This window comes from Flavobacterium sp. UM26, assembly GCF_057922445.1.
The window spans coordinates 1-21,768 of sequence record NZ_JBVHCY010000010.1; the positions used below are offsets into that span (position 1 = coordinate 1).

At 33.4% G+C, this 21,768-nt stretch carries 19 protein-coding genes and 1 other RNA gene; 12 read left to right on the top strand and 8 right to left on the bottom strand.

Annotation, left to right across the window (positions count from 1 at the left end; genetic code table 11):
• On the bottom strand, positions 1 to 2,513 hold a 2,513-nt coding region (locus tag ACZ1AQ_RS11935), incomplete at its 3' end, for a VWA domain-containing protein (protein ID WP_489633117.1).
• Positions 2,514 to 2,557: 44 nt separating this feature from the next.
• Positions 2,558 to 3,097 carry a hypothetical protein gene (locus ACZ1AQ_RS11940; RefSeq protein WP_489633118.1) on the bottom strand — a complete coding sequence of 180 codons (540 nt, stop codon included), beginning with the start codon at positions 3,095 to 3,097 and terminating at the stop codon, positions 2,558 to 2,560.
• Positions 3,098 to 3,528: 431 nt separating this feature from the next.
• Between ACZ1AQ_RS11940 and ACZ1AQ_RS11945 the strand changes: the two genes are divergently transcribed.
• From ACZ1AQ_RS11945 to ACZ1AQ_RS11955, 3 genes are read left to right on the top strand one after another with little or no spacing between them, the layout of a single operon-like run.
• A complete protein-coding gene (locus tag ACZ1AQ_RS11945; RefSeq protein ID WP_489633119.1) occupies positions 3,529 to 4,014 on the top strand; it encodes a SixA phosphatase family protein in 486 nt (161 codons plus the stop codon).
• 8 nt (positions 4,015 to 4,022) lie between these two features.
• Complete coding sequence (gene ppk1 / locus ACZ1AQ_RS11950) at positions 4,023 to 6,089, top strand: polyphosphate kinase 1 (protein ID WP_489633120.1); 2,067 nt, start codon at positions 4,023 to 4,025, stop codon at positions 6,087 to 6,089.
• A 39-nt stretch (positions 6,090 to 6,128) separates the two neighbouring features.
• Complete coding sequence (locus ACZ1AQ_RS11955) at positions 6,129 to 7,019, top strand: Ppx/GppA phosphatase family protein (RefSeq protein ID WP_489633121.1); 891 nt, start codon at positions 6,129 to 6,131, stop codon at positions 7,017 to 7,019.
• Between the two features lie 60 nt (positions 7,020 to 7,079).
• Here ACZ1AQ_RS11955 and ACZ1AQ_RS11960 read toward each other — a convergent pair whose 3' ends face one another.
• The 3 genes from ACZ1AQ_RS11960 to dnaX all read right to left on the bottom strand — a co-directional run bounded on the left by ACZ1AQ_RS11960 (position 7,080) and on the right by dnaX (position 9,471).
• Positions 7,080 to 7,637 carry an acetate uptake transporter gene (locus ACZ1AQ_RS11960; protein WP_489633122.1) on the bottom strand — a complete coding sequence of 186 codons (558 nt, stop codon included), beginning with the start codon at positions 7,635 to 7,637 and terminating at the stop codon, positions 7,080 to 7,082.
• Between the two features lie 98 nt (positions 7,638 to 7,735).
• Positions 7,736 to 8,119, bottom strand: a complete 384-nt coding sequence (locus ACZ1AQ_RS11965; protein ID WP_489633123.1) for a DNA polymerase III — start codon at positions 8,117 to 8,119, stop codon at positions 7,736 to 7,738.
• A gap of 266 nt (positions 8,120 to 8,385) precedes the next feature.
• A complete protein-coding gene (gene dnaX / locus ACZ1AQ_RS11970; protein WP_489633124.1) occupies positions 8,386 to 9,471 on the bottom strand; it encodes a DNA polymerase III subunit gamma/tau in 1,086 nt (361 codons plus the stop codon).
• A gap of 450 nt (positions 9,472 to 9,921) precedes the next feature.
• Between dnaX and rnpB the strand changes: the two genes are divergently transcribed.
• Positions 9,922 to 10,245: RNase P RNA component class A (gene rnpB, locus ACZ1AQ_RS11975), an RNA gene on the top strand.
• Between the two features lie 313 nt (positions 10,246 to 10,558).
• On the opposite strand, the gene ACZ1AQ_RS11980 is transcribed toward rnpB, so the two are convergent.
• On the bottom strand, positions 10,559 to 11,161 hold the full coding sequence (locus tag ACZ1AQ_RS11980; protein WP_489633125.1) for an RsmD family RNA methyltransferase: 603 nt from the start codon (positions 11,159 to 11,161) through the stop codon (positions 10,559 to 10,561).
• The gene (locus tag ACZ1AQ_RS11985) at positions 11,158 to 11,964 is read right to left on the bottom strand and encodes a DUF3822 family protein (RefSeq protein WP_489633126.1); all 807 of its coding nucleotides are present in this window, start codon (positions 11,962 to 11,964) and stop codon (positions 11,158 to 11,160) included. Before ACZ1AQ_RS11985 ends, ACZ1AQ_RS11980 begins: the two co-directional genes overlap by 4 nt.
• A 247-nt stretch (positions 11,965 to 12,211) precedes the next feature.
• On the opposite strand from ACZ1AQ_RS11985, the gene ACZ1AQ_RS11990 reads away from it, so the two are divergent.
• The 4 genes from ACZ1AQ_RS11990 to kdsB all read left to right on the top strand — a co-directional run bounded on the left by ACZ1AQ_RS11990 (position 12,212) and on the right by kdsB (position 15,701).
• Complete coding sequence (locus ACZ1AQ_RS11990) at positions 12,212 to 13,633, top strand: ATP-dependent DNA helicase (protein WP_489633127.1); 1,422 nt, start codon at positions 12,212 to 12,214, stop codon at positions 13,631 to 13,633.
• A 5-nt stretch (positions 13,634 to 13,638) separates the two neighbouring features.
• Positions 13,639 to 14,031 carry a VOC family protein gene (locus ACZ1AQ_RS11995; protein ID WP_489633128.1) on the top strand — a complete coding sequence of 131 codons (393 nt, stop codon included), beginning with the start codon at positions 13,639 to 13,641 and terminating at the stop codon, positions 14,029 to 14,031.
• A 5-nt stretch (positions 14,032 to 14,036) separates the two neighbouring features.
• The gene (gene ygiD / locus ACZ1AQ_RS12000; protein WP_489633129.1) at positions 14,037 to 14,867 is read left to right on the top strand and encodes a 4,5-DOPA-extradiol-dioxygenase; all 831 of its coding nucleotides are present in this window, start codon (positions 14,037 to 14,039) and stop codon (positions 14,865 to 14,867) included.
• 105 nt (positions 14,868 to 14,972) lie between these two features.
• Complete coding sequence (gene kdsB, locus ACZ1AQ_RS12005; RefSeq protein WP_489633130.1) at positions 14,973 to 15,701, top strand: 3-deoxy-manno-octulosonate cytidylyltransferase; 729 nt, start codon at positions 14,973 to 14,975, stop codon at positions 15,699 to 15,701.
• A gap of 41 nt (positions 15,702 to 15,742) precedes the next feature.
• Here the strand turns inward: kdsB and ACZ1AQ_RS12010 are convergent, their stop codons facing one another.
• Complete coding sequence (locus ACZ1AQ_RS12010; protein WP_489633131.1) at positions 15,743 to 16,408, bottom strand: spermidine synthase; 666 nt, start codon at positions 16,406 to 16,408, stop codon at positions 15,743 to 15,745.
• A 65-nt stretch (positions 16,409 to 16,473) separates the two neighbouring features.
• On the opposite strand from ACZ1AQ_RS12010, the gene ACZ1AQ_RS12015 reads away from it, so the two are divergent.
• The 4 genes from ACZ1AQ_RS12015 to ACZ1AQ_RS12030 all read left to right on the top strand — a co-directional run bounded on the left by ACZ1AQ_RS12015 (position 16,474) and on the right by ACZ1AQ_RS12030 (position 21,765).
• Complete coding sequence (locus tag ACZ1AQ_RS12015) at positions 16,474 to 17,025, top strand: 1-acyl-sn-glycerol-3-phosphate acyltransferase (RefSeq protein ID WP_489633132.1); 552 nt, start codon at positions 16,474 to 16,476, stop codon at positions 17,023 to 17,025.
• Between the two features lie 263 nt (positions 17,026 to 17,288).
• Positions 17,289 to 18,443 carry a M14 family metallopeptidase gene (locus ACZ1AQ_RS12020; RefSeq protein WP_489633133.1) on the top strand — a complete coding sequence of 385 codons (1,155 nt, stop codon included), beginning with the start codon at positions 17,289 to 17,291 and terminating at the stop codon, positions 18,441 to 18,443.
• Positions 18,444 to 18,521: 78 nt separating this feature from the next.
• Positions 18,522 to 19,001: an Lrp/AsnC family transcriptional regulator gene (locus ACZ1AQ_RS12025; RefSeq protein WP_159685266.1), complete on the top strand. Its 480-nt coding sequence runs from the start codon at positions 18,522 to 18,524 to the stop codon at positions 18,999 to 19,001.
• 178 nt (positions 19,002 to 19,179) lie between these two features.
• Positions 19,180 to 21,765, top strand: a complete 2,586-nt coding sequence (locus tag ACZ1AQ_RS12030; RefSeq protein ID WP_489633134.1) for a phosphoenolpyruvate carboxylase — start codon at positions 19,180 to 19,182, stop codon at positions 21,763 to 21,765.
• Positions 21,766 to 21,768 lie beyond the last annotated feature (3 nt).

Consider the following 21,768-nt stretch of genomic DNA (forward strand, 5'->3'; position numbering starts at 1 on the left):
ACTACAGTATTTGAAGCATTTTTCCAAGAATAGGTCACTGTTCCTACAGCACCTGTTACAGCACCCGCAGTTACCGAACCAGTGCTAGCACCAAAGCAAGACACATCAGTTTTAGAAGAGGCTGCCAATGCTAAAGCTGCTGCTGGTTGACCAATAGTTACTGAATTCGATTTAGAAGAACATGAATCAGTTACGGTTACAGTATAAGTTCCCGCTGGTAAGTTGTTTACTGTTGCAGTAGAACCCACTACAGTATTTGAAGCATTTTTCCAAGAATAGGTTACTGTTCCTACAGCACCTGTTACAGCACCTGCAGTTACCGAACCTGTGCTAGCACCAAAGCAAGATGCATCAGTTTTAGATGAAGCTGCCAATGCTAAAGCTGCTAATGGTTGACCAATGGTTACCGAATTCGATTGTGAAGAACAAGAATCAGATACGGTTACTGTATAAGTTCCCGCTGGTAAGTTGTTCACTGTTGCAGTAGAACCTACTACAGTATTTGAAGCATTTTTCCAAGAATAGGTCACTGTTCCTACAGCACCTGTTACAGCACCCGCAGTTACCGAACCAGTGCTAGCACCAAAGCAAGACACATCAGTTTTAGAAGAGGCTGCCAATGCTAAAGCTGCTGCTGGTTGACCAATAGTTACCGAATTAGATTGCGAAGAACAAGAATCAGTTACGGTTACAGTGTAAGTTCCCGCTGGTAAGTTGTTTACTGTTGCAGTAGAACCCACTACAGTATTTGAAGCATTTTTCCAAGAATAGGTTACTGTTCCTACAGCACCTGTTACAGCACCTGCAGTTACCGAACCTGTGCTAGCACCAAAGCAAGATGCATCAGTTTTAGATGAAGCTGCCAATGCTAAAGCTGCTAATGGTTGACCAATGGTTACCGAATTCGATTGTGAAGAACAAGAATCAGATACGGTTACTGTATAAGTTCCCGCTGGTAAGTTGTTCACTGTTGCAGTAGAACCTACTACAGTATTTGAAGCATTTTTCCAAGAATAGGTCACTGTTCCTACAGCACCTGTTAAAGTTCCCGCAGTTACCGAACCTGTGCTAGCACCAAAGCAAGACGCATCAGTTTTAGATGAAGCTGCCAAAGCTAAAGCTGCTGCTGGTTGAGTAATAGTGATTGTTAAAGCAGCAGTACTGCAACCATTCTTATCAGTTGCAGTAACTGTATATGTTCCTGCGGCGAGATTAGTTCTGTTTTTCGGATTGTTGGTTCCAGTTAAGTCTGACCAATCGTAAGTGTAAGGACTTGTACCTCCAGTTGCATCATTTAATGAAATTGATCCAGTTGTTCCTCCAAAACAGTTTACATTTGTCTTTGATAACAGCGTTAGAGTAGGACAAGGTATGAATACAGAGGGTGTAGTTATAGTCATTGACGACGGGGTACAAGTAGAGTTTTTGTAATTTAAAGTAGAACTACCAACTACTTGATTTCCACAACTAGAACTTGGAGGAGTTAGTTTATAATTTAAAGTAACTGTTTCGGTATTTAAAAAATCAATATTCCATGTTATTTCTTGTCCAACTACCGAAGTTGTTCCTTTTGTAACGTTCACTCCGCTAATGCCATAACCTGTTGGAATAGTTTCTTTTTCAACTAAACTTTGGGCAACCCAAGTAATTTGTGTCGCGATATTATTATAAACTGTAGTTAAATTGGATCCGCTATAAGTTATAGTTGCTGGACTTCCTTGAATTCCGTCTAATGTAAACTTTGCAACATATCGATCACTTCCTACAGTATTTATATCACCTGAGATTCCTCCAAATAAACCAACTGCAAAAATTTGATTATTGTAAACCACAGAGGATACGGTTGTTGTTTTTGCTGCTGTTGCTGCTGCAATAGCCGATGTAACACATACACTTGTTGTACTTACAGTATTGCATGAAGTGGTGTTTCCTGTGTCTCCTGTTCTATTGGCTACTCCATCAGTTAACAAAATTATACTTCTAGCAGTAGTACAATCAAATCTTCCATTAGTGTTTAACTCTGTACTTGCTTTAACTATACCATCTTGAATGTTAGTTGCATTCGTTGCTGTTAAATTGTCAATTTTACTTTTTAAAGTAGCAATATTCGTACTATTCAAAAAAAGAAATCCACTTTCTAGTTTAGCATTAGTGGTATACGAAACTATGGCTATTCTATTATTTGGGTTAGCTGCTGCAGCGTCGATAAAGGATTTAGCTGCATCTTTTGCATATTGCATTGATTTTTTAGAGTCTCCCGCTATAGTGTTATTCATACTCCCCGAAACGTCTATTACTAGAACTACATCAGAATTTCTTGCAGCTGGGTTAGATCCAGTGATTTGTAATTGAACATCAATAACGCCGCAATTGGTTGCACTATTTGTAACTGTTTTTACAGGCGTCATAGTTTGTCCATAAATCCAACTTGATACTAATGTACATAGTATTACCAAATAGTATTTATGAATATTAGTATTAAAATTTCTTGTGGAGAGTATATTTTTTTTCATGATGAATTGTTTTAAAAATGTAAGAATCACTTTTAAATGAAATACTAGTCGTTATTAGGATTTAATACGTAGGTATGTAAAATGGTGTTTACTTTGTAAGAATTACAATTTTTAGAAGCAGCAATAATCTGATTGGTAGACCATCGTGCAAGTGCAGTACCAGAGGGGATAGTTAACTTCGCTAAAAAATGGATAGATTCACCGGGCTCAACATTGACTTCTGTAATTTGATTTTTGTTAGAATCTAAAAAAACAGTAGAGAGTACCACATTTTTATTGGTCGCACTTTCATCTGGATTTTTATGGTTTGAATTAGCAGTATTGGATGATAAAAAATAGGTGTCTGATGTGAATCCATTATTGGTAATTATCATTTTGTAAATTACACCTTCAGAAGATGCGCTATCAACATTACCATTATCTTCGACAACTAATGTAGCTTTACATGAATTTTGCCCATATACAACTGAACTACCTATTGAGATAAAGACAATAAGTAGTAAACTTTTAGTGAAGTTTTGTATTGAAGATTTTGTTGGGTTAGTAGGTAAGTTTATTTTTTTTTGAGTAGATGTAGCTTTCATTGCATATAATTTTAAGAAACAATTTTTGATTTGATTAACTGATTCAAAATTAGATACAAAGAAAATATTCACCTTTTTTTTTCTATCAACAACCTAAAAACTCGTTAAAAAGCGTTTTTTTGTTATATTTTTTTTGTTTTTGGCTCATTAATATTTATTTAAATACTTAAAATCCTACGTAAAAACTACTATTTTATTTCAAATGTTTAGAATTCAATATCTTATAAAAATATTATTTGAATTGTATTTTAGCCTTCATTATTGTTTTGAGCAAAATAAAGACTAAACAATTGTTAATTTATTGTTCGTTATATGAAGACTAAAAAAATAACCGTAATTTAAATGTCTTAAAAAATTAATGATTGATTTTTTATAAAAAAGGAGATTAGCCTCAAGGGAAAGAGTAGTTGAACGAATTAATCCAAAATACCATGAAAAATTTAATCTTAGTTCGGCATGCAAAATCAAGTTGGGAGACACCACTGAAAGATAGAGACAGACCCTTATCGAAAAACGGTTTACAAACAGCTCATCTCGTTTCGAGTTATGTGTCAAAGTATTTGCCCAAAACATATTTATTTTGGACAAGTGTGGCTGAACGAGCTTCGCAAACCGCTTTAATTTTTGCTCAAAATTTATCTTATCCTATCGAGAGTATCATTTACAAAGAGGAACTGTATACTTTTGATGAAAATCAATTAGCAAAGGTGATTAAATCCTGCAAAAATGAATTTGATAGTGTAATTCTTTTTGGACATAATGGGGCAATTACAAATTTTGTTAATAAATTTGGTGACGTTTTTATTGAAAATGTTCCTACATCTGGGTTTGTTTCGCTACAATTTGATGTAGACGATTGGAGTGCCATAGAAAAAGGTAAAACTTTAAAAGTAATTGTTCCTAAAGATTTAAAATAAATAAAGTTTTGATACACAAATATATTGATAGAGAAAAGAGTTGGTTGGCTTTCAACGCCCGAGTTTTGCAAGAAGCAGCCGATGATTCGGTTCCTTTATTAGATAGACTTCGTTTTTTAGGTATTTTTTCCAATAATTTAGATGAATTTTTTAGAGTTCGCTTTGCAGCAATCCGTAGATTGAGTCTTTCCGGAATTTCAGGTGAAAAATATTTAGGAGGTGTATCTGCTCAACAATTGGTTAAAGAAATAACTGAAATTGTTATTGAACATCAAGCCGAGAGTTTGAACATATTAAATGAAATTGAAAGTCAGTTACAAAAAGAAAATATCTACATCATCAACGAGAATGATTTAGATAAAGATCAGGAAAACTACCTAAAAGATTTTTTCATTCAAAGAGTAAGTCCAGAGCTTGTTACTATTATTTTGAATGATCTAGCCGAATTCCCTTTGCTTAAAGATACCTTTGGTTATTTGGCTGTGAAATTGGTTATGAAAAAAGACGAAGAAGTACGCTATGCTGTTATTGAAATCCCTAAAACAATCAACCGTTTTGTTGTACTTCCCTCTAAAAACGAAAAGCAATATGTTATTCTTTTAGATGACGTAATTCGTCAAAATTTAAAAAGCATTTTTAATATTTTCGACTACCAAAGTATTTCAGCACACATGATAAAAATTACTCGAGACGCCTCGTTAGATATTGATAGCGACTTGAGTAAAAGTATGATCGAAAAAATTGCTTTGAGTGTAAAAGACCGTCGCATTGGAGAACCCGTTCGTTTTATTTACGACCAAGAAATAGAAGAGGATACGCTCAACTTCTTTTTGGATAAAATGCATATCGTTTCTACTGATAGTATTATTCCAGGTGGTCGTTACCATAACCGTAGAGATTATATGGACTTTCCAAATTTAGGTAGATATGATTTATTGTATCAGTCCAATGTACCTCTGCCTATTCCTGGGTTGAGTTTAGAAGGAAGCATGCTGGATAAAATAAGTGAAAAAGATTATTTGTTGAACGCACCTTATCAATCATTTTCTTATTTGACTAAGTTTTTAAGAGAAGCAGCGCTGGATCCAAAGGTGCTTTCTATTAAAATTACTTTGTACCGTTTAGCGAAGAACTCACAGATTATTAGTTCTTTAATCAACGCTGCCAAGAATGGTAAGAAAGTAACCGTTCAAATCGAATTACAAGCTCGATTTGATGAAGCTTCAAATATTTCTTATGCCGAGCAAATGAAAACCGAAGGCATAGAGTTAATATTTGGAATCAAAGGCTTAAAAGTACACAGCAAAATATGTGTGATTGAAAGACAAGAAAAGGACAAAGTAAAACGATACGGTTTTGTATCTACTGGTAATTTCAATGAATCAACTGCTAAAGTGTATACCGATGTAACCCTTTTTACAAGCCATCAGCAGATATTAAAAGACATCAACAAAATTTTTGATTTTTTCGATGTAAACTATAGAGTGCACCGCTACAAACATTTGATTGTATCCCCTCATTATACACGTAGCAAGTTTGTAAAATTAATAGATCGTGAAATCACACATGCGTTAGCAGGTAGAAAGACTTATATGAAATTGAAAATGAATAGTTTGTCTGATTTTGAAATGATAGATAAACTGTATCAAGCCAGTAAAGCAGGTGTTAAAATTCAACTTGAAGTAAGAGGTATATGCTCTTTAATACCTGGTATTCCAGGATTAAGTGATAATATTGAAGCCATAAGTATAGTCGATAATTATTTAGAACACTCCAGAGTTTATATTTTTGGAAATGCAGGAATACCTGAAGTCTATATTTCTTCTGCCGATTTTATGACAAGAAATCTCGATGCAAGGGTGGAAGTAACATGTCCTATTTATGACCAAGATATCAAAAATGAATTGATTGATCATTTTGATTTGGGTTGGAAAGGAAATGTTAAAGCGCGTTATCATTCTAAAGCGCTTGATAATCAGTACCGAAAACCTAATGGAGCGCCCTTATTTAGAGCGCAAATAGAAACGTATAAATATTATCAAAATAAACTTGAAGTAATTACCGAAGAAGCATAAAGTAGTGCTTTTTTTTGGTACAAATGAAAGAGATAAAATATGATTAAAATTAAAAAATATGCAGCTATTGATATCGGATCGAATGCGATGCGTTTGTTGATTGCTAATATTGTTGAACAAGAAGGAAAAGAAACACAATTCAGCAAGAGTTCCTTGGTTCGTGTTCCTATACGTCTAGGACAAGACGCTTTTACAGTTGGAGAAATTTCTCCCGAGAACATAGAACGAATGTGCGATGCTATGAAGGCATTTAATCTTTTGATGAAAGTACACAAAGTAGAATGTTATAAAGCTTTTGCAACTTCAGCAATGCGTGAAGCCTATAATGCCAAAGAAGTAGTGGCATTGATTAAGAAAAAAGCTGATATTAAAATTGAAATCATTGATGGTAAAAAAGAAGCAGCTATCATAGCTTCTACAGATTTACATCATTTACTAAAAACAGATGAAACTTACTTATTTGTAGATGTTGGTGGGGGTAGTACCGAGTTTACTTTGTTTTCTCACGGCAAAATGATTACTTCCCGTTCTTTCAAAGCAGGTACTGTACGTTTATTGAACGAAATGGTTCACGATGTGGTTTGGGAAGAAATTGAGAAATGGATCAGAACAAACACTGCCGATTATGAAGAAGTTACGCTGATTGGTTCTGGTGGTAACATCAATAAATTGTTTAAAATGTCTGGTAAACAGCAAGATAAACCGTTGTCTTATATCTATATAAATTCGCAATATGCCTATTTGAGTTCTTTAACGTATGAACAACGTATTTCACAATTGGGATTGAATTCAGACCGTGCCGACGTAATTGTGCCAGCAACTCGCATTTATTTGAATGCTATGAAATGGAGTGGAGCTCGTCAAATTTATGTTCCAAAAATTGGACTTTCAGATGGTATCGTAAAAGCAATGTATTACGGAAAAATCTAGAAACTGAAGAAGCCAACTAATTATATAGTTGGTTTCTTTTTTATGATTAAAAACTTATACTTAGTAAGGCAACACTCTCTTGTTTTTGACTTCTTCTAACAATTCCGCCATAGCCAAATAAAAAGCACTACCGCCACAAATAACACCAATTGCACCACCTATTTGATTGATGAATTCACTACCGGTGAATTTTGAAATCGCTAAAACAAAGAAAAGAACGGTTAGTGAAAGAAATACAAACTGTTGTACTTTGCTACCGCCCCAAGTTCCCCACCACATTAATGCAGTGAATGTTCCCCATAAGATTAAGTAGCAGCCAAAAAATGGGGCAGGAGTAGCGCCAGCCATTTCAAAGCCTGTATTAGGAAATAACCAAATTCCAACCAAAGTAATCCAGAAAAAACCATAAGAGGTAAAGGCAGTTCCGGCAAAAGTTTTCCCTTGTTTATAGGATAAAATTCCAGCCACAATTTGTGCTAATCCTCCATAAAAAAGTCCCATCGAAATGATTACGCCACTCACTGGAAAAAATCCTAGATTGTGAATGTTTAATAGGATGGTGGTCATTCCAAAACCTAAAAGTCCCAAAGGTGCGGGATTGGCTAATTTTTTATCCATATTTTTTAGTTTTTAAAGTTAGTAAACAAGTAAAAATAAGGATTTAAAAGCTAGTATTTTGATACTATTATTTCGAAAACCAAAAAATAGTTACATTATTACGCATCAACGTGCAAACCAAAAGTAGAACGCAACAAATCGATGGCGGGATTAATTTCTTTTAATCGATTATAACGGTCTTGGTCGTTTAGGTTTCTTTTGATTTCGATGCTCTCGTTTACAATTACATCGATAGTGATTTCGTGATTGTGCAAATGCCCTTTAAGATGTCCCAAAAGTCCGTGTTTCTGACTTTCAAAATCCAGTTTAGAACCTTCGTTTGGTAATTCAATCGTAATTCTTGTACCGTCTAATTTTGGGTCGTTAATCAGCAATAACGATTCCATAATTCTATAGCCTTTACTGCCTAATTTTTGGGCATATTTTGTCCATTGCAACAACATTTCGGTTTCTGTAAAAGCTTCTGTAGGAGTATGAACCACTTCTTTTACAATCGATTTGCTACTTTCTTCTAATGCTTTTTTGGCACGAATACTCGATAACGAAAAAGCCGAAATTTTAGGCTCGTCTGTACTTAAAACAGGCGTAATTGGTGTTGCAATTACTGGTTTTTCTACTGTTGCTTCTGTGTTTTGAGTTGTTTCAGTAACTGGTGGAGCAACTACAGGAGTTTCTGGTGCAGAGGCAATAGCAGGCTTAACTACTTCGGTTATCGAATAGTCATTTTTACGGAAATAAGTAGGTGGAATTATGAAAGACTCAGCTTTTTTTTTTCTCCATCAAAAGTGATAGAGGCCAATTGCATCAAACAAAGTTCGACTAGTAAGCGCTGATTCTGACTGACTTTGTATTTCAAATCACAGTCATTGGCAATTTCGATTCCTTTTAATAAGAAGTCGGCACTGCATTTTTGAGCTTGTACACCATAAAGTTGTTGCGCTTGTTCTCCCATTTCTAACAAACTTAGGGTAGAAGGAGTTTTCGCTACCAACAAATCTCTAAAGTGAGAAGCAAGACCCGATACAAAATGATGCGCATCAAAACCTTTGGATAAAATAGTATTAAAAGCCAATAACAAATCTGGAATTTTATTCTCCAAAACCAAATCAGTGATGTTGATGTAGGTTTCGTAATCTAAAACATTTAGATTTTCGGTTACCGCTTGTCTTGTCAAATTCGAACCACAAAACGAAACCACACGGTCAAAAATAGACAGCGCATCACGCATAGCACCATCTGCTTTTTGAGCAATAATGTGCAACGCATCATCTTCATATTGAATGCCTTGACTTTCGGCAACATCAGCCAAGTGTTCTTTGGCATCTTTTACCGTAATACGTTTGAAATCAAAAATCTGACAGCGAGACAAAATCGTTGGAATGATTTTGTGTTTTTCTGTAGTAGCCAAAATAAAAATGGCGTGCTTTGGTGGCTCTTCTAATGTTTTCAAGAAAGCATTAAACGCCGCCGATGACAACATATGCACCTCGTCAATAATGTACACTTTATATTGCCCAGTTTGTGGAGGGATTCGAACTTGGTCAATCAAATTTCGAATATCGTCCACCGAGTTGTTCGAAGCCGCATCCAACTCAAATACATTGAACGCAAAATCTTCTTCGGGGTCATCATAACCGGGCTGGTTAATTTTACGCGCCAAAATTCTAGCACAAGTCGTTTTTCCCACACCACGTGGCCCCGTAAACAACAAAGCCGAAGCCAAATGGTTGTTTTCTATAGCATTAAGTAGCGTATTGGTAATCGCTTTTTGACCTACAACATCCTTAAATGTTTGCGGGCGATATTTACGTGCAGATACTATAAATTGTTCCATTGTTGTCCTATGATTCGAAAGCAAATATAGCTTTTTTGTTTATTTCTTGATGTTCAAAATGGTTTATTTGCCAAAAAATCTTTTCAAATTTCTAATATCCCATTGACAATCAAAATAATGATGCAGCAAACGACATTCTTGCCGATTTTTCTATCGCATCCTTGTAATCTGAAGGATGATTAGGAGCAGCAATTCCCGTTATCATTCACGAGTCGTCCTGCTTTCCGCTATATCTTTTTTAGGTCACAGGTTACAAAAACCTGCGACCTAAAAAAGGATGCCGCTTCAATCAGGGCTATTTAAGTCCTTCTCTTTTTCATAAGGCGTTTACAATCTATTTTAACAAACTAAAATTCAGAATGAAACCAGTTAGTAGTTCATCCGCAAAGTAAATAGCCCTTATAAAATTGACTTTAACAAGGAAATCAAGTTTAAAAAAGTTACTTTTGTACCGCAGACCGCCTTATCGTCGTTCGCCTAGGCGGAGGGAGGAAAGTCCGGACACCACAGAGAAGCATAGCGGGTAACACCCGTCGGTTTGGTCTTTACGGACTAGATTAGGACAAGTGCAACAGAAAGTATGTACAGGTAATGCTGTAGTGAAACCAGGTAAACTCTATGCGGTGAAATATCAAGTATATCAGCATTTAAGGGCTTCTCGTTCGTTGCTGAAGGGTAGATAGCTTGAGCTTACAAGTAATTGTAAGTCTAGATAAATGATAAGGGTTTCGAGTTTTCGAGATACAGAATCCGGCTTATAGGTCTGCATTTTTTTTAGGTTCTTCCCTAAATTCTGTAGGTTTTACCATTTGAAATAGTGTTAAAAAAACTTGTTTTTGAACCATTTAAGGCATTTAAGCTCATATAAGTTTCATAAATATACTGCACTTATCTTTACATACCTTTTGCTAAATCTAATGCAACTAAATAATCAACGTACTTTTATAAATAGATAATTGGTTCATTTTTCCCATTCTTAATATGACCTTAAATGCCTTATATGGTAGTTTTTTTTTGTATGTGTGATTATCTAAATATTTAGGGTAGGAACAAAAAAAAGCCTTTGCTAAGCAAAGACTCTATATTTTTATTCTTCTTCTGAATCGGTTACTTCAAAATCGTCATCATCTAACTCTTCTTCGTCATCGGTATTATTGAATTCAAAGAAGCTAAAAAACGAACCACCATAACTTTTTTGAAACGAAAAATTATCCAAATGCTCCATTTTGGTGTATTTAGAATGCTCGATAATCATCATTCCTTCTTCGTTGAGTAAGTTTTTTTCAAAAACCAAAAGCACCACTTTTTCAAAAGTAGCTTGGTCCAATCCATAAGGTGGGTCGGCAAAAATAATGTCGTAAGTGGTTTTGCAGTTTTCTAAAAACTTAAACACATCGCTCTTGGTTGCCGCAATCGTAAAATCATATTCGGCAGCCACTTGTTTGATGAATTTTACACAACCAAAATCACCATCTACTGAAGTAATTGGATAACTGCCTCTTGAAGCAAATTCGTAGCTGATGTTTCCGGTGCCAGAGAATAAATCCAAGACTTTTAATCCTTCAAAATTAAAATGATTGTTCAACACATTGAATAAAGCTTCTTTACTCATATCGGTAGTGGGACGCACCGGCAGATTTTTTGGTGGTTGAATGCGTCTTCCTTTGTATTTTCCTGAAATGATTCTCATGCGTTGAATAGTATAAAATGTTGTCTGTTGATGGCTTCTGAAAAAGAATTACTACGTTGCAAACTGCTCGCATCAAAAAGAGAAATGTTTCGGATGTATTGGTAAGCTAGTTGGTAGTAAGGACTTTCTTCATTAATATTTCCCATAATTTCCAATGGAAAATTTTCTGGATTTAAACTCAATTGCTCGGCTGTAAAGAGAATGTAATACAAGAAATCTTCAGGTGTGGCGTATTCAAAGGAATTAAAAAGCAATAGTTGCTGGTTTTGTACCACTATGATTTCAAAATGACCGGTATTGAAATGAACGACCATTTTTTTATTGTCATTATTTTTGGAAGCTTCTAAAATTTTGGTAACTAAAATGCTGTTAGCGTGCTTATAATCAAAGGAACCAAATTGGTCAATAAAAAAATTATTGATGTTCACGTACGGAATGTAAACGGTATTCATTTCGTAATTGGCAATGGTATCGTAGGCAAAAAAATCAGTTTCGAACACTTTGGTGTTGTATTGCAAATAACTTCCTAAATAATTCTCATCAAATAGGGCAGTGGGCACAAACGTAGATAAAGTATTGTTGTGAATGACTACGATTTCGTCATACGTGTCCTTTAATTCAGGAAAATCGCTAAATGCATCGGCAAAAAGTTCTTCAATTTTGGTCGCTTTATGAAAGGTGTCAAAATGAACTTCGTTGTAAGAAAGGATTTTTTTATTTAAAGTGTCGAAACAACAAAAAGACAAACCTGTCAATGATACTTGAAGTGCTAATTTTTTGTATTTTTTTTCGGTGATACTCATCTTTTTTTGCTTTTTTTCGACTACGCAAACTTACAAATTTTAATAGCAATAACAATAGCCAAATTCAAGGCGAAATGCAATCTTAATGGTAATTATAAAATAAGATTACACAAAATTAAAAGGTTAGCACTTTTTGTATCAACAAATAATAGTACAGCATTTATGCCTTTGATAAAAATGAAATTGCCTTTGAAAATTGTCTATGCAATAGAAAACTTTCCGTTACTTTGTATCCAAATTTCACTCCATGAATTCCTCTCAATTTTATAGTTTTTTACAGAAAAATTTTCCTTTTCAGCCCACATACCAACAGGATATTTTTTTTCAGAAAATTGCTATTTTTTTAACTGAAATTGAGAACAATACCATTTTTGTCTTAAAAGGTTACGCAGGAACAGGGAAAACTACGGTAATTTCAACTCTTGTGAATAGCTTGTCGGGCATTAACAAAAAAGCAGTTTTATTAGCTCCAACGGGTCGAGCGGCCAAAGTAATCGCTAATTATTCTGAAAAACCTGCTTTTACGATTCACAAGAAAATCTATTTCCCTAAAAAAACATCTGGAGGAGGTGTTTCTTTTACCTTGCAACCCAACAAACATAAAAACACCATTTTTATCGTCGATGAAGCTTCTATGATTTCGGATACCAACTCGGATTCGAAATTATATGAAAATGGCTCACTCTTGGACGATTTGATTTCGTATGTGTATTCAGGAACCAATTGCAAAATGATTCTTTTGGGAGATACTGCACAGTTGCCCCCAGTGAATCTGGATATAAGTCCCGCCTTAGACATTGATACTTTATCGCTTCATTATAATAAAGAAATTGACCATATCGAACTCGATGAAGTGATGCGTCAAGAGGAAAACTCGGGGATTTTATACAATGCAACGGCTTTGCGTGAACTCTTGAACGATGCTTTCGTAACGGATTATCAATTTGATTTGAAAAAATTCAAGGATATTGTCCGTCTCGTGGATGGATACGATATTCAAGATGCGATTCATTCGGCTTATAGTAATTATAGCATCGAGGATACCGCATTTATTGTACGTTCCAACAAAAGAGCGAATCAGTACAACGAGCAAATTCGAGCTAAAATATTAGACAAAGAAAGCGAATTGGCTACAGGTGATTTTTTGATGGTGGTCAAGAACAATTACTTTTGGCTAAAAGATTCTGACGAAGCTGGTTTTGTAGCCAATGGTGACATTATTGAAGTATTAGAGATATTCGCAATCAAAGAATTATACGGTTTCAAATTCGCGAAAGTCAAAATACGAATGGTGGATTATCCCAACCAAAAACCTTTGGAAACCGTTTTGTTATTGGACACCATAAAAAGTGAATCTCCTTCGTTGACTTATGAAGAATCGAATAGGTTGTATCAAGAAGTGATGAAAGATTACGAAGGCGATACCAAATACAAACAGTTTCAGAAGGTCAAAGAGAACGAGTATTTTAACGCACTTCAAGTTAAGTTTTCCTATGCCATCACTTGTCATAAATCACAAGGTGGACAGTGGAACACGGTTTTCATAGAACAGCCGTATTTGCCTAACGGAATAGACACCGATTATATTCGCTGGTTGTACACCGCAATGACACGTGCTAAAAATAAGCTATATTTGATAGGATTTAAAGACGATAGTTTTGTAGACTAAATAAAATGAAACAAAAAATAGCACACATTGCTTTGTTGGTGGCTGATTATGATGAAGCCATTTCGTTTTTCGTAAATAAATTGGATTTTGATTTGGTTGAAGATACTACTTTATCCGAAACTAAAAGGTGGGTTTTAGTAGCTCCCAAAGGAAGTCAAGAGTTTAGTTTATTGTTAGCCAAAGCAGATGGTGCTATTCAAAAACAAAGTATCGGTAATCAATCGGGTGGGCGTGTTTTCTTGTTTTTAAATACAGATAATTTTGATAGAGATTATCAGAATTTAATAAGTAACAATATCGAAATTGTACGTGAACCCAAAACCGAAGATTATGGTAAAGTTCTTGTTTTTAAAGACCTTTACGGAAATCTCTGGGATTTGATTCAACGAAATAACTAAAGGGTATGCGAAGTATAAACGATTTAGATAAAATAGCCAGTTCTTTTTCGACTACCGAGAAGATGCCAGTTTTGTTTTTAGGTCACGGCAGTCCAATGAATGCAATCGAAGAAAATCAGTTTGTTACCTGTTTTCGCAATTTAGCCCAAAACTTACCCAAACCTAATGCTATTTTGTGTGTTTCGGCACATTGGTTTACCAAAGGTTCAAAAGTTACAGCTATGGAAATGCCTAAAACCATTCATGATTTTGGTGGTTTCCCAAAAGAGTTGTTTCAGGTACAATACCCCGCTCACGGAAGTCCTGAATTAGCTACGATTACTCAAGAATTATTGCTTCCTACAGTGGTTGAATTAGACCATCATTGGGGATTAGACCACGGCGCTTGGAGTGTAATCAAACATTTATATCCAAAGGCTGATATTCCTGTCATTCAATTGAGTATAGATTATTCAAAACCTACTGAATATCATTTTAAATTGGCGCAACAATTGAGTCGTTTACGGGAAAAAGGCATTTTGATTATTGGCAGTGGCAACATCATTCATAATTTGCGTTTGGTCGATTTTTATAATTTTGATAAAGATGATTATGGCTATGATTGGGCTATTGAAGCTAGAGCTAGAATTAATTCACTTTTACTAGATGGCAATTTTCAACCATTATTGGAGTATGAAAAACAAAGTCAAGCGTTTCAGTTGGCTATTCCAACTCCCGAACATTTTTTGCCTTTAATCTATACTTTGGGGTTAAAAGACAAAAGCGAAGAAATACAATTATTCAATGATAAATTAGTAGCGGGTTCGTTAAGTATGACCTCGGTTAGAATTGGCTAAAGTATTTAGTAACATTGGAATGTATGTATTTTATATATTTGTTCAATCAAAATTAAATTCAAAAAACTTCACCTCTTAGCGCCTTTACGGCAATAAAATAAAACAATGAAAATAATAGCAGTCATTCCCGCTCGATATGCATCCACACGATTTCCTGCAAAATTAATGCAAGATTTAGGTGGAAAAACAGTGATTAGAAGAACTTATGAAGCCGCCATTGACACCCAACTTTTTGATGATGTGTTTGTGGTAACCGACTCCGATTTAATTTATAACGAAATTGTATCAAACGGCGGAAAAGCCATAATGAGTATCAAAGAACATGAGTCGGGGAGTGACCGTATTGCAGAAGCTGTTGAAAATCTAGACGTAGATATCGTGGTCAATGTGCAAGGTGATGAACCATTCATAAATGCTGAACCCTTGGCAAAAGTGATTGAAGTATTTAAAAACGATACCAACCAACAAGTGGATTTGGCTTCCTTGATGCGAGAAATTACAAATGAAGATGAAATTAATAATCCAAACAATGTGAAAGTGGTTGTGGACCAAAATGGTTTTGCTTTATACTTTTCACGTTCTGTAATTCCGTATCCAAGAGAGAAAAATGTTGGAGTGCGCTATATGCAACATATCGGTATTTATGCTTTTAGAAAGCAAGCCTTATTGGATTTTTACAGTTTGCCAATGAAATCACTTGAAGCGTCTGAAAAACTAGAACAACTTCGTTATTTAGAATTTGGCAAACGAATCAAAATGGTAGAAACAACTCATGTTGGTATTGGTATAGATACTGCTGAAGATTTAGAAAAAGCTAGACAATTATTGAGATAGAGTTTTGTAATACAATTTTATTGACAAAATCATACTTTAATTTAGTGCAAACGCTGTATTAAAATCAATTCATTATGTCTTTCAATTCTGGGAATTGAATTGATTTTAAAATTGGTACTATTAAAATTGGCTATAAATTTTTTATTTCTAGCATTATCCCCTTCATGGATTATCATGGTATTGAAAAGAATAAAACCATTTTGTCTTAAAAGCGAAGCCGTATGATTGATGAAAAAGGTTTCGAATAAAAAATTAGGCATTTGTAAATCCTCAAAAACATCAATAACAATAAGATTGTAGTGGTCTTTACATCTTAAAACAAAATCAAAAGCATCTTGAATATGGATTTTTAAATTTGGAATTTCATTAAGTTGAAAATAAGAATTGGCAACTTCAATAATTGCTGGGTCAATTTCTACACCTGTAATTTTACCTCTATACTCAATTTCATCAACCAGAGTTTTTATAACACTACCTCCAGCTACACCAAGTATCAAAATATGCTCCATTGATTGAATGGTGTTGAAGCCTATTTTACGCAAACCAATTCTGAGAATACGTTGCAAACTTCCATAGGAATAATTGGTGTTTTCAGAATCTATCAACAGTTCACCATTGGTCCATGTTACTTCAATAGACTTACTAACAGTTGATTTCGATTTATAGATATTTATAGGAATAAAATAACTAAAAAGTTTTTTTAGCATTTGAATGTAATTTTATCAAAAATACCATTTTAATCATTTATTTTGCTACATATTTTGAAAAATCAATGAAAAAACAAATCTACAAATGGATCTTTTTTAACCTTATGGGATGGAAGATTGTTGGCAAAATAGAAAAAGACGTTAAAAAATGCGTGATGATGGTTATGCCACACACTAGTAATCATGATTTTTATTTAGGTGTTTTTACCAGAGGGATCGTAGGTCTAGAAATGAATTGGATAGGAAAGAAAGAACTTTTCATGTTTCCTTTTAATTATTACTTCAAGTATATGGGAGGAGAACCTTTGGATAGGAGTGGAGGTTTGAATAAAGTAGATGCTATTGCTGCTATTTTTAAACGAAAAGATGAATTTCGTTTGGCTGTTGCACCCGAGGGAACTCGTAAAAAAGTGCCACAACTCAAAACAGGTTTCTATTATATAGCATTAAAAGCGAATGTCCCAATTATTCCAGTTGCTTTTGATTTTGGTAAAAAAGAAGTAAACTTAGGTATTCCTTTTTTACCAACAGGAAACTATGAAGCCGATTTAAACGTTCTAAAAAAACATTTTGCTGGAGTAATAGGTAAAATACACCAAAACGGATTTGATTGGTAAATTATGTTGATGTAAACTAAACATGTACATTTGTGCATTTTTCAATGCTAATTTTATTTCTATACCTAAATAAAAGTAAAACTTTATTTTGTGAGTTGTAAAATATTTGAAATATACACTTTACTATATTTTATTTCCTTAAATATTCATTCTTTTCTAATGAATTTTGATGCTTGATGATAGGTTTTAAATTTGATTTAAATTTAAATATTTATCATTGCAGTTTTAAAGATGTTTACTTTTGTATAAACAAAATCAAATATATGGAAGCGTTAGAATTATTCCTTCAATTTAAGGAACAATCAATACAAGGCAGATACTTAACATTAGAAGCTATTTTGCCTATACTAAAAAAACATAATACCAATAATCAGTTAAAGCAAGTAGGTGTTTCAGTGCAACAAAAGCCAATTTATACTTATCAAATTGGAAACGGAAAAACTAAGATTTTTTTATGGTCGCAAATGCATGGTAACGAAAGCACCACTACAAAAGCGCTTTTAGATTTTATCAATTTTTTGAATAGTAACACCGAACTAGCTAAAATGCTTTTAGAGGACTATACTTTTCTAGCGATTCCTATCTTGAATCCTGACGGTGCTGCTTTATATACTCGTGAAAATGCGAATAAAGTAGATCTAAATCGTGATTCACAAGATTTGACTCAATCTGAAAGTAAAACCTTAAGAGGTGTTTTTGAAGTTTTTCAACCGGATTATTGTTTTAATCTTCATGATCAAAGAACTATTTTTGGTGTTGCAGATACTGGAAAACCAGCTACAGTTTCTTTTTTAGCACCTTCTTATAATGAGGCTAGAGAAATTAATGCGACTAGATTAAAAGCTATTCGTGTGATTGAAAATATAAATACTATTTTGCAGAATTATATTCCAGGTCAAGTAGGTCGTTTTGATGATTCTTTTAATATAAACTGCATTGGTGATACTTTTCAATATTTGGGTGTTCCAACTATTTTATTCGAAGCAGGACATTTTCCGAAAGATTATGATAGAGAAGAAACTAGAAAATATATCTTCATTTCGTTGCTTGCAAGTTTTACTACACTTTTCGAAAACGATATAGTTGATAATGAAATTGGTCAATATTTGAATATTCCTCAAAATAAAGTGGTTTTTTATGATTTTATATATAAAAATATCAAAATAAATTATGATGGTAATGAAATTATAACGAATTTTGCTGTTCAATATAAGGAAGAATTGATTGATGGTAAAGTAACCTTTACAGCTTACATTGCAGCAATCGATAAATTAGAATCTTATTTTGGTCATTATGAGTATGATGCACAAGGCGCTTTATATTCTGATAACCTTGATAATTTGCCTAAAATTAATCAAATAGCCAATTTTTCATTAGATGAGAAGGTTATTTTTGTTAATGGAATGATTAAAGTTTAATTTTTTTATCAAAACATTGATTTTTTCTTATATTTGTACACATTCTTGCCTTAAAACAGTAATATTAATTAAAGAATTATGAGTAAATTTCGTTTGGATGAAGTAGATCATCAAATTTTAGATATGTTGATTGACAACACTAGAGTTCCTTTCACCGATATCGCAAAAAAATTATTAATTTCTGCAGGTACTGTACATGTAAGAGTTAAAAAAATGGAAGATGCTGGAATCATTATGGGATCTTCATTAGTTTTAGATTATGACAAACTAGGTTATTCTTTTATAGCCTATGTGGGTGTATTCTTAAATAATACGTCACAAACCAAATTTGTTTTGGAACGCATTAATGAAATTCCTTTTGTTACTGTTGCTTCTGTAACTACTGGTAAATTTAATATCTTTTGTAAAATTAGAGCCAAAGATACTAAGCATGCCAAGGATGTTATTTTCATGATCGATGATATCGATGGTGTATACAGAACTGAAACTATGATTTCATTAGAAGAAAGTATCAACGATAAGAAGCGTTTGATGCATACTATCTTTAAAGAGATGTAATAACTTGAATGCGATATATTTATAAATATAACCTCAAGTTTTCTTGGGGTTTTTTTATGAATTTTCATCTTTAAACTATTCTAAATGTTATATCTATATCTAATCTATTTATAGATGTTAGATTTTTATGTTTGAACAGAATGACTACCAATAAAACCAAAATAATTAGTTAAGAATTATGTATACCCTTCCCAAAATTGAACGATTCAATAGAGATGTTCTTTCAAAATATCATATATATAACAGTGTTTTTATAACATTACCTTTCGATTCTGTTGATAATACGGGTGTTTTACTTCCTTTATTCACAGATATTTGTGAAAAAGGTTTTAAAAAACAAGAAACCCCAAAAGAAATCGTTGATTTTTTCTCAACAAAATATTTAAATAATGCAACCGAATCAGAAGCAATCGATTTAATGTTTCGCTTTATTCAATATATAGAAAGACAAATAGTTCTTTTTGATGCCATTGAAGATGCTGCTTTTTCATCAGTAAACAATATGGAAGGTCGTGGCTCTTTGCGTGATATTAAAGAAAAAGCTGACGCCAAAAACAAGCAAAAAGAATTGATTGCATTCTTGGAAAATTTTAATGTGCGTACAGTTTTGACAGCACATCCTACACAGTTTTACCCTGGTCCTGTTTTGGGTATCATTAATGATTTGACAGCAGCTATTCGTAAAAATGACCTAATTGAAATCAAGCAATTATTGGCACAATTGGGAAAAACGCCATTTATTCAAAATGAAAAACCAAACCCTTTTGACGAAGCAATTAGTTTAATTTGGTATTTAGAGAATGTATTCTATAATACTTCGGGTGAAATGGTGCATTATTTGGAAAAAAATGTTTTTGATGGAACAACCATTCAAAATCCATTGATTAAGTTAGGTTTTTGGCCAGGTGGAGATCGAGATGGAAACCCATTTGTAACTACCGAAATTACCTTAAAAGTTGCAGAGAGACTAAGAACAAGTATTCTAAAATGTTATTATTTCGAAATCAGAAGTCTCAAAAGAAAGTTAACTTTTTCTGGAGTTGATGTTTTAATTTCTGAATTAGAACAAAAATTGTATCGTTCTGTTTTTTATTCAAAAGGAGAAATTTTCATCACCTTAGAAGAATTCAAAGAACAAATTCATAGAATTAAAACCATTATAATTGAACAACATCAATCATTGTATTTAGATGATTTAGAGGCATTATTGATACGTGTAAATTTATTCGGATTTCATTTTGCAACATTAGATATTAGACAAAATAGCAAAATACATGATGCTGTTTTTAAAGATGTTGTAGAGTATTACTTAAAGTCAAATACAAATGTGTTTCCTGAAAACTATTACAGCTTATCTGAAAACCAAAAGTTTGAAGTCTTAGCAAACGTAAAAGGTGATTTAGATCCTAATGTTTTCGATAATGTGATCACAAGACAAACTTTAGAATCGATTCAAGCTGTAAAAACTATTCAAGTGAATAATGGAGAGTTTGGAGCCAATCGTTATATTATTAGCAACAACGAAAGTGCCTTAAATGTATTAGAAACTTTTGCATTGATAAAACTGAGTAATTGGGAAGAGGCCAGTATTGATATTATTCCTCTTTTTGAATCAGTAGAAGATTTACAACATGCCCATGAAATTATGGAGAAATTGTATACCAATCCTTCATATGCAAATCATTTGAAAAATAGAGGTAACAAACAAACCATAATGCTCGGTTTTTCTGATGGAACAAAAGATGGAGGGTACTTGATGGCTAATTGGAGTATTTACAAAGCAAAAGAAGCTTTGACTGAAATCTCAAGAAAATATGATGTTCAAGCCATATTTTTTGATGGTAGAGGAGGACCTCCTGCTCGTGGTGGTGGAAAAACACACCAATTTTATGCTTCATTAGGTCCTCAAATCGAGAATAAAGAAATACAAATTACTATTCAAGGACAAACGATTAGTTCTAATTTTGGTACTTTAGATTCTTGTCGATACAATTTAGAAAATCTTTTGAGTGCTGGAGTTACTAATCAAGTATTTAATAATACCAAAAATAGATTGTCTAAAGAGGATAAAGCAATTTTGGATAAAATGTCTGAATTGGGATATGAGAAATATTTGAATTTTAAAAATCATCCTAAGTTTATACCATATTTGGAGCAAATGAGTACTTTAAAATACTATGCAAAAACAAATATTGGTAGCCGTCCTTCTAAGAGAAATACCTCTGAAAATTTAGAATTTAGTGACTTAAGAGCAATTCCATTTGTGGGATCTTGGAGTCAATTAAAACAGAATGTTCCTGGTTTTTTTGGAGTAGGTACTGCTTTGAAATATTTTGAAGACAACAACGAATGGGATAAAGTTCAAAGTTTATATAAAAACTCTTTGTTTGTAAAGACTTTATTAGAAAACAGTATGATGTCTTTGGCTAAATCTTTTTTCCCACTTACGGCATACATGCGAAAAGATCCTGAATTTGGTGAATTTTGGCAAATTATTTATGATGAATTTTTAGAAACTAAGCGTTTGCTATTGAAAATTGCAGGGCATAAAGATTTAATGGAGAACTATCCTGATGGTAAAGCTTCTATAGATATGAGAGAGCGTATTGTGCTCCCATTGCTAACAATACAACAGTATGCCTTATTGCGTATAAATGAGTTGAATAAAGTAGATCAGCCAGATGAAGAACTGATTAAAGTATATGAAAAAATTGTAACCAGATCACTTTTTGGTAATACAAACGCAAGTAGAAACTCAGCTTAATCT